Source organism: Streptomyces achromogenes (assembly GCF_030816715.1).
Taxonomy (GTDB): domain Bacteria; phylum Actinomycetota; class Actinomycetes; order Streptomycetales; family Streptomycetaceae; genus Streptomyces; species Streptomyces achromogenes_A.
In genome coordinates, this window is the sequence record NZ_JAUSYH010000001.1 from 3,002,857 (window position 1) to 3,015,637 (window position 12,781).

The following is a 12,781-nucleotide window of genomic DNA, read 5'->3' on the forward strand; positions in this document are numbered from 1 at the left end:
CACATTCCGTACGGAAGTTGGGTATCCTGGCCATAAGGAGCGGACGACATGCAGCACGAACCCGGCACCCTCCTCTACGACCCGGCAACGGACAGGTTCGGCGAGTACCAGGACCGTTCCGGCCCCTACGCGATGCTGCGGCCGGTCGGCGGCGGCCGGGAGTGGCAGGCCGATCCGACGGCGCTGCGGCCGGCGACCGAGCGTGAGCGGCTGCGCGCGGGCGTGCGCGCGGCGAACGAACGGGCGCGCACGGACGGCCCGTTCATGCTGGGCCTGCGCCGCCCGCCCGAGCCGGTGCCGGACTGCCCGGAGTGCGTCGAGCTCGCGACGCGCCGCGCCGAGGCCCGCGCCGCGTACGACTACAGCGCGGAGACCGACGCCGACGTCCTGCTCCGCGGCCACCAGCGTGAGCGGAACTGCCCGGCATGACACAGCACGAGGCCGGGCCCGGCGGGAGTCCCGTCGGGGCCGGCCTCGTGGCGCTGAACGCCGGGGCGGTTACGCGCCGATCAGGCGGGCGGCGAGGTAGCCCTCGATCTGGTCGAGGGAGACGCGCTCCTGCTTCATCGAGTCCCGCTCGCGGACGGTGACCGCGTTGTCCTCGAGGGTGTCGAAGTCGACCGTCACGCAGAACGGCGTGCCGATCTCGTCCTGGCGGCGGTAGCGGCGGCCGATCGCGCCGGCGTCGTCGAACTCGATGTTCCAGTTCTGGCGCAGCGCGGCGGCGAGGCCCTTGGCCTTCGGCGACAGCTCGGGGTTGCGGGAGAGCGGAAGGACCGCGACCTTCACCGGGGCGAGGCGGTGGTCGAGACGCAGGACCGTGCGCTTCTCCAGCTTGCCCTTGGCGTTGGGGGCCTCGTCCTCGACGTAGGCGTCGAGCAGGAACGCCAGCATCGCGCGGCCGACACCGGCCGCGGGCTCGATGACGTAAGGCGTCCAGCGCTCGCCCGCTTCCTGGTCGAAGAAGGAGAGGTCCTGGCCGGAGGCCTTGGAGTGGGCGTTGAGGTCGTAGTCGGTACGGTTCGCGACGCCCTCCAGCTCACCCCACTCGTTGCCGCCGAACTGGAAGCGGTACTCGATGTCGGCGGTGCGCTTGGAGTAGTGGGAGAGCTTCTCCTTCGGGTGCTCGTACCACCGCATGTTCTCTTCCCGCATGCCCAGGCCGGTGTACCAGTTCCAGCGCTGCTCCATCCAGTACTCCTGCCACTTCTCGTCCTCGCCCGGCTTGACGAAGAACTCCATCTCCATCTGCTCGAACTCGCGGGTGCGGAAGATGAAGTTGCCGGGCGTGATCTCGTTGCGGAAGGACTTGCCCATCTGCGCGATGCCGAACGGCGGCTTGCGGCGCGAAGTGGTCTGCACCTGGGCGAAGTTGGTGAAGATGCCCTGGGCGGTCTCGGGGCGCAGGTAGGCGATGGAGCCGGTGTCCTGGGTGGGGCCGAGGTGGGTGGAGAGCAGGCCCGAGAACTGCTTGGGCTCGGTGAACTGGCCCTTGTTGCCGCAGTTGGGGCAGTTCACGTCCGCCAGGCCGTTCTCCGGGGCGCGCTTGTGCTTGGCCTCGTACGCCTCTTCCAGGTGGTCCGCGCGGAACCTCTTGTGGCAGGAGGTGCACTCGGTGAGCGGGTCGGAGAAGGTGGCGACGTGACCGGAGGCCACCCAGACCTCGGAGGCCAGGATGACGGACGAGTCGATGCCGACCACGTCCTCGCGCGACGTCACCATGTAGCGCCACCACTGGCGCTTCAGGTTCTCCTTGAGTTCGACACCGAGCGGTCCGTAGTCCCAGGCGGCACGCTGACCGCCGTAGATCTCACTGCAGGGGAATACGAAGCCACGGCGCTTGCTCAGGCTGACGATGGTGTCGATCTTGTCGGCGGCCACGGTGCTCTCTTCATAACGACGACGGGCGACGAAGCGAGGTGCTTCCAGCGAAGACTTCAGGGTACCGGCGGGGACTCCCCCTCGACCAAATCGGGACCCCGTCCCCGGCGGCCATACCGCAGCCCTTCGGGGCTTACCGGGCCGTTACCGGTCCCTTGCCGCACCCTTGCCCGACTGCTTGTTGACAACGGTTTCCATATTTGTTGAAAATGACTGTCATGAACGTACGACGACTCATATCCGGCACGGCCGTCGCGGCGGCCACCGCCCTCGGCCTCGGCACCCTCTCCGCCTGCTCCTCCGACAGCGCGGCCGCGGCCAACACGGACAAGTTCGACGTCGTCGCGTCGTTCTACCCGATGGCCTTCCTCGCCGAGCAGATCGGCGGGGGCCACGTGCACGTCACCAGCCTCACCGAGCCCGGCCAGGAACCGCACGACCTGGAGATCAGCGCCAAGCAGACCGCCGCGCTCCAGGAATCCGACGCGGTGCTCTACCTGAAGAACCTCCAGCCCTCCGTCGACGACGCGGTGGCCCAGTCCCAGGTCAAGACCAAGATCGACGCCGCCTCCCTCACCTCGCTGGAGAAGCACGGCAACGAGGTCGGCGGCCACGCGGCCGAGCACGACGACCACGAGAACGAGGAGCTGGCCGGCCTCGACCCGCACATCTGGCTCGACCCGGTGCGCTACGCCCAGGTCGCCGAGGGCGTCGGCAAGGCCTTCGAGAAGGCCGACCCGGACCACGCGGCCGACTACAGGACCAACACCGCGACCCTGGTGAAGAAGCTCGGCGACCTCAACACCGAGTTCAAGGACGGGCTCGCGAACACGAAGACCAAGGTGTTCGTCACCACCCACGCCGCCTTCGGCTACCTCGCCGAGCGCTACGGCCTGACCGAGGAGGCCATCAACGGCCTCGACCCCGAGTCGGAGCCCAGCGCCGCGCGCGTGAAGGAACTTGAGAAGATGGCCAAGGCAGACGGCGTCACCACCGTGTTCTACGAGACGCTCGTCAGCGACAAGACCGCGAAGACCATCGCCGGCGACGCCGGACTGAAGACGGACGTCCTCGACCCGATCGAGGGCATCACGGACAAGTCCCGCGGCAAGGACTACTTCTCGGTCCAGCAGGCGAACCTCAAGGCGCTGCAGACGGCCCTGGGAACCAAGTGATCTCTACGGAGGGCGTCATGGACGCGAAGGCCGAGCCCGTGATCGCGATGCGCGCAGTCAGCGCCCAACTGGGCTCGCGCCCCGTGCTGCGGGGCGTCGACCTCACCGTGCGGCGCGGTGAGGTCGTCGCCCTGCTCGGCGCGAACGGCTCCGGGAAGTCGACGGCCGTGCGCAGCGTCATCGGCCAGGTGGCGATCGACGCGGGCGAGATCGAGCTGTTCGGCACCGCGCACCGCCGGTTCCGGGACTGGTCGCGGATCGGCTACGTGCCGCAGCGCACCACGGCCGCGGGCGGCGTCCCGGCCACGGTGACGGAGATCGTCTCCTCGGGCCGGCTCTCCCGCACGCGCTTCGGCGTCTTCCGCAAGGCCGACCACACGGCCGTCCGCCGGGCCCTGGACCTCGTCGGCATGGCCGACCGCGCCAAGGACAACGTGGACGCCCTCTCCGGCGGCCAGCACCAGCGCGTGCTCATCGCCCGCGCGCTCGCCGCCGAACCCGAACTGCTGATCATGGACGAGCCGATGGCCGGCGTCGACCTCGCCAGCCAGGAGGTCCTGGCCCGCACCCTGAAGGACCAGGTCGCGGCGGGCACGACCGTCCTGCTCGTCCTGCACGAGCTGGGCCCGCTGGAGCCCCTCATCGACCGGGCGGTCGTCCTGCGCGACGGCTGCGTCCTGCACGACGGCCCGCCCACCCCGGCCGTCGGGCAGCACGCCCTCCCCGGCCACGACCACGTACACCCGCACGCGCCCGCGGGCGTGGAACCGATCCGCACGGGACTGCTGAGCTGATGGACATCCTCGACTACGCCTTCATGCAGCGGGCCCTGCTCGCCGCCGTCCTCGTCGGCATCACCGCGCCCGCGGTCGGCATCTACCTCGTCCAGCGCCGCCAGGCCCTCATGGGCGACGGCATCGGCCACGTCGCGATGACCGGCGTCGGCCTCGGCTTCCTCCTCAACGCCTCCCCGGTGTGGATGGCGACCGCCGTGTCCGTGCTGGGCGCGGTGGCGATGGAACTGATCCGCTGGTACGGCAGGACCCGCGGCGACATCGCCCTCGCCATGCTCTTCTACGGCGGCATGGCCGGCGGCGTGATGTTCATCAACCTCGCGCCCGGCGGCTCCAACGCCAACCTGACGTCGTACCTCTTCGGATCGCTGTCGACCGTCTCCGAGTCGGACGTCACCGCGATCTGCCTGCTCGCGGGCTTCGTCGTCGCGGTCACCCTGGGTCTGCGCCGCCAGCTCTTCGCGGTCAGCCAGGACGAGGAGTTCGCCCGCGTGACGGGCCTGCCCGTGCGGGCGCTGAACCTGCTGACCGCCGTCACCGCCGCGGTGACCGTGACCGTCGCCATGCGGGTGGTGGGCCTGCTGCTGGTCAGCGCGCTGATGGTGGTCCCGGTGGCCGCCGCCCAGCAGCTCAGCCGCAGCTTCGCCGCCACCTTCGCGATCGCCGTCGCGATCGGCGTGACGGTGACCCTCGGCGGCACGGTCACCTCCTACTACCAGGACGTGCCGCCCGGTGCGACGATCGTCCTGCTGACCATCGCCGCGTTCGTCGCGCTGAGCGTGCTGGCCGCCCCGCTGGCCCGCCGCCGCGCCCGTGCCCTGGCCGCGCAGGGACCCGCCGGCGACCCGGCCGAGTGCACGATTCCGGCCACCCGGGACGCGGGGGACGGGGTCGGCGTCTGACCACGCACAGCCGCGGCTGGCACAATGGCCCGGCAAGCCGCAGACGTGAGGAGACGACGGTGACGACCGCTGGACCGCCTGTGAGGGGCCGCTCCACCCGGCAGCGTGCCGCGGTGGCGGCGGCGCTCGACGAGGTCGAGGAGTTCCGCAGCGCTCAGGACCTGCACGACATGCTCAAGCACAAGGGCGACTCGGTGGGCCTGACCACGGTGTACCGCACGCTCCAGTCCCTCGCCGACGCCGGCGAGGTCGACGTCCTGCGCACCTCGGACGGTGAGTCGGTGTACCGCCGCTGCTCCACCGGCGAGCACCACCACCACCTCGTCTGCCGCGTCTGCGGCAAGGCCGTGGAGGTGGAGGGCCCGGCGGTCGAGAAGTGGGCCGAGGCGATCGCGGCGGAGCACGGCTACGTCAGCGTGGCCCACACCGTGGAGATCTTCGGCACGTGCGCGGAGTGCGCGGGCAAGTGACCGCCGTGCCTGCCGCGGGCGGCCGCCGTGGACGCTCCTCGGAAGCCGCACGGCCCCCACGCGCCTCGCCCTGGTGACGCGCGGGGAAGGGCCTGGCCGGGCCTAGCCCTTCTGCTCGCCCTCCAGGGACAGCAGGACCTCGTTCGGGGTGGCGCCGCCGAAACGGCGGTCGCGGGAGGCGAACTCGACGCAGGCCCGCCACAGGTCGCGGCGGTCGAAGTCGGGCCACAGGACGTCCTGGAAGACCATCTCCGCGTACGCGCTCTGCCAGATCAGGTAGTTGGAGGTGCGCTGCTCGCCGCTCGGCCGCAGGAACAGGTCGACGTCCGGCATGTCCGGGTAGTACAGGTACTTCGCGAGGGTCTTCTCGGTGACCTTGGACGGGTCGAGACGCCCCGCCTTCACATCCTCCGCGAGCGCCTGCGCCGCGTCCGCGATCTCGGCCCGGCCGCCGTAGTTCATGCAGAAGTACAGGGTGAGCCGGTCGTTGTCCTTGGTCTGCTCCTGGGCGACCTGGAGCTCCTTGGCGACCGACTTCCACAGCTTGGGCATCCGGCCCACCCAGCGCACCCGGATGCCGAGCTCGTCGAGGGTGTCGCGGGTCTTGCGGATGAAGTCGCGGTTGAAGTTCATCAGGAAGCGGACCTCGTCGGGCGAGCGCTTCCAGTTCTCGGTGGAGAAGGCGTACAGCGAGATGTTGCGCACACCCATCTCGACGGCGCCCTGCAGCACGTCGAGGACCTGCTCGGCGCCGACCTTGTGCCCCTCGGTGCGCGGCAGCCCGCGCTCCTTGGCCCAGCGCCCGTTGCCGTCCATGACGATCGCCACATGCTCGGGAACCAGCTCACCGGGGAGCTTCGGCGGCCGAGCGCCGGACGGGTGCGGCTGTGGAGTCCTGTACTCCCGACGCTGCCGCCCCAGGAACCCGCGTACGACCATGTGCCTCTCGTCTCCTTAGACTTTCGCTTGCTTATTTCTCGACGTACCGAAGGGAGCGCAGTCCGCGCTCCAGGTGCCAGTGCAGATAGGCGGACACCAGCCCGCTGCCCTCCCGGACGTGCCGCGGCTCGCACGCGTCGGCCGTCTCCCAGTCTCCCGTGAGCAGCGCGCCCAGGAGGACCAGGGTCTGCGGCGAGGGTACGACGCTGCCGGCCACCCGGCAGTCCGCGCAGACGGAGCCGCCGGCGGCGACCGAGAAGAACCGGTTGGGCCCCGGCATCCCGCACCTCGCGCAGTCCCCGAAGCTGGGGGCGTACCCGTTCACGGCCAGCGACCGGAGCAGGAACGCGTCCAGCACCAGGTGCGGGGCGTGCTCGCCGCGGGCCAGCGTCCGCAGCGCGCCCACGAGCAGCAGGTACTGCTGCACGGCCGGCTCGCCCTCGTGGTCGGTGAACCGCTCGGCGGTCTCCAGCATGGCCGTCCCGGCGGTGTAGCGGGCGTAGTCGGTCACGATGCCGCCGCCGTAGGGGGCGATGATCTCGCTCTGCGTGCACAGCGGGAGTCCGCGTCCGACCAGCTCGCTGCTGCCCCGCGCGAAGAACTGCACGTCGACGTGGGAGAACGGCTCGAGCCGCGCCCCGAACTTCGACTTCGTCCGCCGCACCCCCCGCGCCACCGCCCGCACCCGCCCGTGCCCGCGCGTGAGCAGCGTGATGATGCGATCCGCCTCACCCAGCTTCTGGGTGCGCAGCACGATCCCGTCATCGCGGAACAGACTCATGGCCCCATTCTCGCCTACGCCGAGAGGGCGGTGCGCCGGGCAGCGGGGATCAGGAACGAGGGGCCGGCGGGGAGGGATTCGGGCTGAGGTCGGGGCGGGGGCTCGGCTCGGTGGCGGCCCCCCACAGGGTGTCGAAGCGGCTCGCCTCGTCACGGACGCTGTCGGCGATCGCGTCCAGCCTGCTGCGCACGTTGCTCCCCTGGTGGTCGGTGGTGTACTCCAGGCACAGGGCGCTGTCGAAGATCACCACGTCCCTCGTCGGCGGCCCGGTCCGCCGGCGTTGCTCGGGCAGCACCATGAAGCGCACATCGATCTCCAGGTCACGCTGTTCCTGGCAGAGCTCCATGAACCTGGCCATGAACGGTTCTTCGCGCGCCTCGCTCGCCTTGATCATGAAGAGGCGGCGGACGCTCACCTGGCGGCGCCGCATCGCCTCGATCTGCGCGACCAGGTAGGGCCCCGCCGGGTCGGTGTCCCAGAAGGGACGGTCGACAGAGCTGCTCGTGGCGTCGATGGTGTGCCGGGCGATCTTGGTGAGGCTGATCAGCCACTCGTTGTTGTCGCGAGGCCAGTGGGCCGTGCCGCCGGTGAGATCCGTGACGACCGAGCCGAGGCTCTTGATCTCGGCGCGGACGAAGTCCTTCACGATGTCCGTGCCGCCGTGCAGTCCCACCTGGGTCGCGCCCCTGATGAGCCGCTTGGCGTCATCGGTGCTCATGCCCACCTGGTCGAGCTCGTGCAGCAGACCGGCGGCGTCGCTGAGCCGGGTGTAGTGGTCGTGCAGCTCTCGCGTCTGGGCGTGCTGGCCCGTCTCCACGGAGTCCAGGCGCTTCTCGAAGTCGACCATGTACTGCACGATCAGCGCCGAGCCGCCGATCACGATCGACATCGCGAGCTTCCACAGTTCGTCCTGGGACTGGTCGATCAGGTTGGTGATCACATAGGCGACCGTGCCCACCACCACGGTGACCAGTGTCTTGAGCAGGACGGGCGCTATCTGCACCCCGCTCCTCGTGCCCGGCCCCGGTGTGCCCGGCTCTCCGTCCATGCCCGCCCCTCCCCGCCCAGGTGTGCGTAGATGGTGCCCGGTCAGTGCGAGGTCGGCACCTCATTCCGCAAGGCAATTGCGTGGAGCGCCAGTTGGTCGCGGATGCGCTGCGTGAGGGTGTTCCACTGCCTGCTGTGGCCCGGGCTTCTCTCCAGCTCCTGCCATGCGCCGTGCACGGTTCGGTCGACGCGGGCCTTCGGCATCCACAGGTGCAGCAGGTGGTCGACGAGCGGGCGCAGCACCCGCAGGGCGGTCCGGTCGTCCCCGGAGCCCACCCGCAGTCCGTCGAGCTTGTTCGCGACGGTCGTCAGCAGCCAGTCGTGCAGGGCGAGGTCCTCGCACAGACCGGCGACCGCCGCGGGCGCGGCGCCCCTCGGCAGCCGCAGGGCGACGGTACGCAGGCTGTCGTCGACCATGGTGAACACCAGGGACGCCTCCTCGCCGTCCTCGGCGGCCGCGGCTGTCCAGCGCAGACTGGTGTCGGTGGTGGTGAGCGGGCTGTCGTGGTCGAGAATCCGGTGCTGCCGGGAGATCCTCGCGAGGAGGCTCTCGGCGATGGAGCCGACGTCCAGCCCGTCCGGCCGGATCTCCGCGAGGAAGCCTTCGGCGACCTGCTTCTCGGGCAACGGGCCGACCGGAACCAGCCATCCGGGCCGGACGAGGTAGTAGCCCCAGGGCCGGCGGCGGTCGGGCCCGGCGGCCGGTGCGCAGAAGTAGGCCGTGGACTGCAGGACCCGGCCCTCGGTGAGTGCCGCGCGGGCCGTCACCGTGCCCACCGCGCGGCTGCGGACGCCCGTGGCGGTGGGCAGCCGGCAGTCGACGCCGGTGAGGACGTCCGGGGAGAGGGCGTGCCGGTTGGGGTGCCGGGAGACCCGTACGCGTTCGTCGGCCCGCAGCCGGAGCAGTCGCACGGCGGTCCGCTCGTCCACGGCGTGGCGGGTGGGCAGCAGACAGGTGCGGACCTCTCCGCAGACCAGCACCGGACCGTCGGTGGCGCCCAGGCCGCTCATGTCACAGCCCGGACGGGAACACGTAGGAGGTGCGCTCCACCGGTTCGGGGTGCACGGCGAACCCCTCCGCCGCGGACCGCTCGGCGACCTGCCGGAGCGCGTCGGCGTCGACGAGGACCTGCTCGAGGATCACGCGCACGGCGTGCTCGACCGCCAGGAAGCGGGCGGGAAGCACACTGCAGGTGGCGTACGCAGTGAAGGGCGCCGCCCGCGGGTTGAGGCGCAGTAGGGGCGGCAGGGCGTCCCACTCGGCCGGGAACCCCTGGTGGTCCCAGGGGGTGGGGGTGAGCACCGCCCGGCCCCTGTCGCGCAGCAGCCCGAGGCGGACCAGCTGCCAGACTGAGGCGAGGAAGGCGCAGGACCAGGTGCGTTCCTCCTCGGGGCCGTTCCACAGTTCGACGTCCAGGAAGACGGAGTGGCCGCGCGCGCCGGTCTCGCTGGGCGGCTGCCAGACCGAGCCGGTCGGGTCCAGGGCTGCGGAGGTGCGCTGGGCGGGGGCGCGGCTGCCGTTGCTGAGCCAGCCGGTGCGGCTGACGGGCGGCCGGAAGCCCTGGCTGCCGGGCGGTGGGGACTCCACCAGCCGGTGCAGGACGGACTCGGCGAGTGCGGCCCGGTCCTGGTGTCCCGGACCGGGCGAGGCGCATCCCGATTCGAGCGCCAGGTAGTCGATGGTCAGCCCGGCCTCCGCGGCGGACTCCAGGAGCGGTGGGATGAGTGCGGCCGGGGTGGAGAGCCGGGAGAAGTAGTCGTCGATCAGGAAGCAGGTGCTGATTCTGGGGCGCCTGTCCGCGGGCAGCGGGCCGACTCCGGCCCGGGCGGCCTCCGCCCAGGGCCGTACGGTCCGGAAGTGGCGGCGCAGCCGGTCGGGGCCCTCGAGGAAGTCCTCCATGTACAGGTGGCCCAGTTCGAGGGAGAGATGGGAGAAGGGCACGGATTCCGTGCGCGGATCGGCACTGGTCTCCCGGAAGACGGATTCGGGCTGCTTCACGCCTGCCCCCAGCACGTGTCGTCGGTCACCTTCTGCGAGAGGTCTCCCATGGCCTGCCAGGTCTCGAGGTTGGCGATCCTGCTGTCGTACACGTCCTCGTCGGTGATGAGGCGCTCCTGCCACTGCAGGACGGGTTCCAGCGGAATGGACGCCAGCACTCTGGTCCTGCCGACACGCTGGGCGGCGGCGAGCTCCTCGAGCTCCCTGTCGCAGTACCGCATCCAGGCGTACTGCGCGGGCGACACCTGCGACCACATGGGCGCCTCCAGCACGGGGACGGCCGCCCGGACGAAACGGATCGAGCCGGTGAGCTCGTCGATCGGGTGGCCCATGGCCCTGCCCGTCTCCAGGATGCCCTGTCTGCCGTAGACGAGTTCGGCCGCCGCCGTCACATGCTGGTGGGTCCAGCGGTGGTAGACGAGCCAGCGGTGCTTCAGCCTTCCGAGCCCGCCGCGAGGCGAGGTGGCGGTGAGCGCGAGCTCCATCGCATAGCTGCGCCCGGCGCTCAAGTCCACCACGACGATGTCGAATTCGCGTTTCAGTCTCAGCAGGAGGTCGACGCAGCGTTGGAGGTTCTCCTCGTCGGTGACGAATTCCCCGCCGGTGCGGTCGCCTGGGATCAGGACAAGCCGGCCGGATGCGCCGGGCCGGGAACGCAGGGCGGGGTGTTCGGTGCGGGCCCAGACGTCGAAACGCAGGGGCTCCCCGACGGCGCCCCGCAGATAGGCGTGCAGTCCGCGCCCTTCGGCCTCGGCCAGGGCGTCGGGCACGTGGAACACAGCGGCGGCGGTGGGCGATCCGAAGTCGAAGTCCAGGAAGCAGACGTCGTCCCCGCTCAGTGCGCGGTGGTAGGCGAGGTTGGCACTGGTCACCGAGCGGCCGGTGCCTCCCTTGTCGGAGGCGGCGAAGAGGAGCACGGCTCACACCCCCCGGGCGCGGGCGAGGCTGTCGAGCCGCTCGAGGACTCCGAGTACCAGCGCGAAGGCGGTGCCGGGCTGTACCTCGACCAACTGGCGGGCCCGGCGGAGGTCTGCCTCGATGCTCCTGATCTCCTCCCCCTGAGGGCTCCTGGGGGCGGGGGCGGGATGTTCCTCCTGTTCCCTGCCGAGGAGGTGGGCCGCCTCGCTGATCGTGTCCCGTGCCAGCTGGGACAGCTGGACGCTGGGGTTCGCAGGCTGGTCGTAGAGCTTGTGGGCGGCGACCATGCACTCGGTGACGCGCTCGGTGAGGTTCCAGGACAAGGGTCCCTGGCGAACGGGTGCCGGAGGATGGGCCGCCGGCACGTCGTCCCAGAGGCCGACGCCTTCACCCTCCTTGATACGACGCGCCCAGACGTGGTCGAGGATCGTCTCGGCGAGTCTGTGCAGGCGGTCCACTGAGGGGATGTCCCGTGACAGGGCACACAGTTGGACGGTCCGTTTGAGCAGCTGGGTGGAGAAGTCGTTCATCGTCCACGTCATGGCCGGCCCCAGGGATTCGCTGCCGAGCAGCGGCATGGTGACCCCGGGGCTGTGCAGGCCGATCGCCGGGGCGGCCCGGCTGGCGCCGCCGGTGATCCCGCCGCGTTCGGCGAGGCGTTCCACGACGCCGATGATGCGGCGGAGATCGTGGTCGCTGGTGGGGCCGCGCATCCGGTCGTGAACGAGGACGGAGACGACGGTGAGCGAGAAGTACTCCGACTCCAACTGCTGGAGCGTGGTGCGCCAGGGGATGTCCTCCAGCGGCCAGACGTCGTCGTCGAAGCGGGCGATGGCGGACCAGTACTGCTGGGTGAGTTCCCACCGCAACCGCAGGGCGTCGCTCAGTTTCTGCTGTTCGGCGGTGAGCAGGCCGAGGACGAGGGTGCGTTCGGAGAAGAGGTCGATGATGCCGTCGAGGGCGACGACGGTGAAGTGGAGGTAGGGCACGGGGCGGGCGACGCCCTGGGGTTGTCCGCCGACGGCCCGGGCGGTCTCCGGCGCCAGGTCGATCTCGGGTGCGCCTTTCACCACGCTCCACGCCCAGCCGCACTCGAACAGACGCCGTTCGTCGCGTAGTTGGTCTCGGACGTCGGCGTCGAGGCCGAGCCTGAGGCTCTCGGTGATCACCGCGCGCAGCGAGGTGAAGCGGCGCTGGAAGCGCTGCAGGACCTGACGGTCGGAGAGTCGGCCCCGGCCGAGCAGTCGGGCGAGTGCCTGCCCCTGGTCGGAGGCGATGTCGACGACGTCGACGGTGAAGGAGCGCAGCAGGCCCACCATGGCGGCGGTGAGTCGCACGCCGGCGTCCTCCCTGAGCCGGTCGATACGGGCCAGCGTGGACCCCCTCCTGGTCCCGGCCCGGTAGACCTGGCAGAAGGCGAGGGTGGCCAGGCACAGACTCACCGACATGGAGTAGGAGTCGACGACGTCCGCCTTCCGCTGTTCCGCGGACAGCTGCTGTCGGGGATCGGCCGGGGCGAAGTAGTGGCCGCCGGCGAAGACGGGCCCGTTCTCGTCGCGATGCCTGTCCATGAAGTCGCCGAGGATCTCGACGAGTCGTGCGGGGATGTCGCCGACGTCGCCCACGTTCTTCAGTGCCTTCGCCACATCCGGCTCCGTGACGTCCGGGGTGTCGAGGCGGAACGCCTGGATCTCGGTGGCGGGGTAGAGAAGGCAGAGCAGCCGCTCCGCGTCGGCCACACTGCTACAGCCGCCCCACTCCCCCCACGACCACTCCCCGCCGTCGAAGGAGTGCCGGGCGACGGCCTGCCACATGTCCAGCAGATGCTGACGTGGCTTGATCTGCACTCTGTGCCCCCTCACAGATCTCTTCGTC

The 12,781-nt window shown here is 70.6% G+C and carries 13 protein-coding genes; 5 read left to right on the forward strand and 8 right to left on the reverse strand.

Annotated features, from left to right (window positions below):
* Window positions 1-48: 48 nt before the first annotated feature.
* Entirely contained in the window at window positions 49-429 is a 381-nt protein-coding gene (locus QF032_RS13525) for a hypothetical protein (RefSeq protein ID WP_306952392.1), read from the forward strand.
* Window positions 430-498: 69 nt separating this feature from the next.
* Here QF032_RS13525 and QF032_RS13530 read toward each other — a convergent pair whose 3' ends face one another.
* On the reverse strand, window positions 499-1,881 hold the full coding sequence (locus QF032_RS13530) for a glycine--tRNA ligase (RefSeq protein WP_306952391.1): 1,383 nt from the start codon (window positions 1,879-1,881) through the stop codon (window positions 499-501).
* 218 nt (window positions 1,882-2,099) lie between these two features.
* Between QF032_RS13530 and QF032_RS13535 the strand changes: the two genes are divergently transcribed.
* Genes QF032_RS13535 through QF032_RS13550 form a run of 4 tightly spaced genes read left to right on the forward strand, consistent with a single transcriptional unit; the run spans window position 2,100 to window position 5,222 of the window.
* Window positions 2,100-3,056 (forward strand): metal ABC transporter substrate-binding protein, encoded by a 957-nt coding sequence (locus QF032_RS13535; protein WP_307042797.1) that lies wholly within the window; start codon window positions 2,100-2,102, stop codon window positions 3,054-3,056.
* A 17-nt stretch (window positions 3,057-3,073) separates the two neighbouring features.
* Window positions 3,074-3,850 (forward strand): metal ABC transporter ATP-binding protein, encoded by a 777-nt coding sequence (locus QF032_RS13540; RefSeq protein WP_306952389.1) that lies wholly within the window; start codon window positions 3,074-3,076, stop codon window positions 3,848-3,850.
* Window positions 3,850-4,752, forward strand: coding sequence for a metal ABC transporter permease (locus QF032_RS13545; RefSeq protein ID WP_306952388.1), 903 nt, complete (start codon window positions 3,850-3,852; stop codon window positions 4,750-4,752). The genes QF032_RS13540 and QF032_RS13545 overlap by 1 nt, the downstream gene beginning before the upstream one ends.
* A gap of 59 nt (window positions 4,753-4,811) precedes the next feature.
* Entirely contained in the window at window positions 4,812-5,222 is a 411-nt protein-coding gene (locus QF032_RS13550) for a Fur family transcriptional regulator (RefSeq protein WP_307042798.1), read from the forward strand.
* A gap of 102 nt (window positions 5,223-5,324) precedes the next feature.
* Here the strand turns inward: QF032_RS13550 and QF032_RS13555 are convergent, their stop codons facing one another.
* The 7 genes from QF032_RS13555 to QF032_RS13585 are packed head-to-tail and all read right to left on the reverse strand — an operon-like array spanning window position 5,325 to window position 12,753.
* Window positions 5,325-6,161 carry an isoprenyl transferase gene (locus QF032_RS13555; RefSeq protein WP_307042800.1) on the reverse strand — a complete coding sequence of 279 codons (837 nt, stop codon included), beginning with the start codon at window positions 6,159-6,161 and terminating at the stop codon, window positions 5,325-5,327.
* A gap of 31 nt (window positions 6,162-6,192) precedes the next feature.
* Entirely contained in the window at window positions 6,193-6,942 is a 750-nt protein-coding gene (recO, locus tag QF032_RS13560; protein WP_057574747.1) for a DNA repair protein RecO, read from the reverse strand.
* Between the two features lie 49 nt (window positions 6,943-6,991).
* Window positions 6,992-7,990: a hypothetical protein gene (locus tag QF032_RS13565; RefSeq protein WP_307056093.1), complete on the reverse strand. Its 999-nt coding sequence runs from the start codon at window positions 7,988-7,990 to the stop codon at window positions 6,992-6,994.
* 41 nt (window positions 7,991-8,031) lie between these two features.
* Window positions 8,032-9,000 (reverse strand): SCO2521 family protein, encoded by a 969-nt coding sequence (locus QF032_RS13570; protein ID WP_307056094.1) that lies wholly within the window; start codon window positions 8,998-9,000, stop codon window positions 8,032-8,034.
* Between the two features lies 1 nt (window position 9,001).
* A complete protein-coding gene (locus QF032_RS13575; RefSeq protein WP_307056095.1) occupies window positions 9,002-9,988 on the reverse strand; it encodes an SCO2522 family protein in 987 nt (328 codons plus the stop codon).
* Window positions 9,985-10,905 carry an SCO2523 family variant P-loop protein gene (locus QF032_RS13580; RefSeq protein ID WP_307056096.1) on the reverse strand — a complete coding sequence of 307 codons (921 nt, stop codon included), beginning with the start codon at window positions 10,903-10,905 and terminating at the stop codon, window positions 9,985-9,987. Before QF032_RS13580 ends, QF032_RS13575 begins: the two co-directional genes overlap by 4 nt.
* Before the next feature lie 3 nt (window positions 10,906-10,908).
* Window positions 10,909-12,753 (reverse strand): SCO2524 family protein, encoded by a 1,845-nt coding sequence (locus tag QF032_RS13585; protein WP_307056097.1) that lies wholly within the window; start codon window positions 12,751-12,753, stop codon window positions 10,909-10,911.
* Window positions 12,754-12,781: the final 28 nt, after the last annotated feature.

Coding starts and splice junctions, on each gene's coding strand:
- QF032_RS13525 (WP_306952392.1), top strand. CDS start 49: ATGCAGCACGAACCCGGCACCCTCCTCTACGACCCGGCAACGGACAGG.
- QF032_RS13535 (WP_307042797.1), top strand. CDS start 2,100: ATGAACGTACGACGACTCATATCCGGCACGGCCGTCGCGGCGGCCACC.
- QF032_RS13540 (WP_306952389.1), top strand. CDS start 3,074: ATGGACGCGAAGGCCGAGCCCGTGATCGCGATGCGCGCAGTCAGCGCC.
- QF032_RS13545 (WP_306952388.1), top strand. CDS start 3,850: ATGGACATCCTCGACTACGCCTTCATGCAGCGGGCCCTGCTCGCCGCC.
- QF032_RS13555 (WP_307042800.1), bottom strand. CDS start 6,161: ATGGTCGTACGCGGGTTCCTGGGGCGGCAGCGTCGGGAGTACAGGACT.
- recO (WP_057574747.1), bottom strand. CDS start 6,942: ATGAGTCTGTTCCGCGATGACGGGATCGTGCTGCGCACCCAGAAGCTG.
- QF032_RS13565 (WP_307056093.1), bottom strand. CDS start 7,990: ATGGACGGAGAGCCGGGCACACCGGGGCCGGGCACGAGGAGCGGGGTG.
- QF032_RS13570 (WP_307056094.1), bottom strand. CDS start 9,000: ATGAGCGGCCTGGGCGCCACCGACGGTCCGGTGCTGGTCTGCGGAGAG.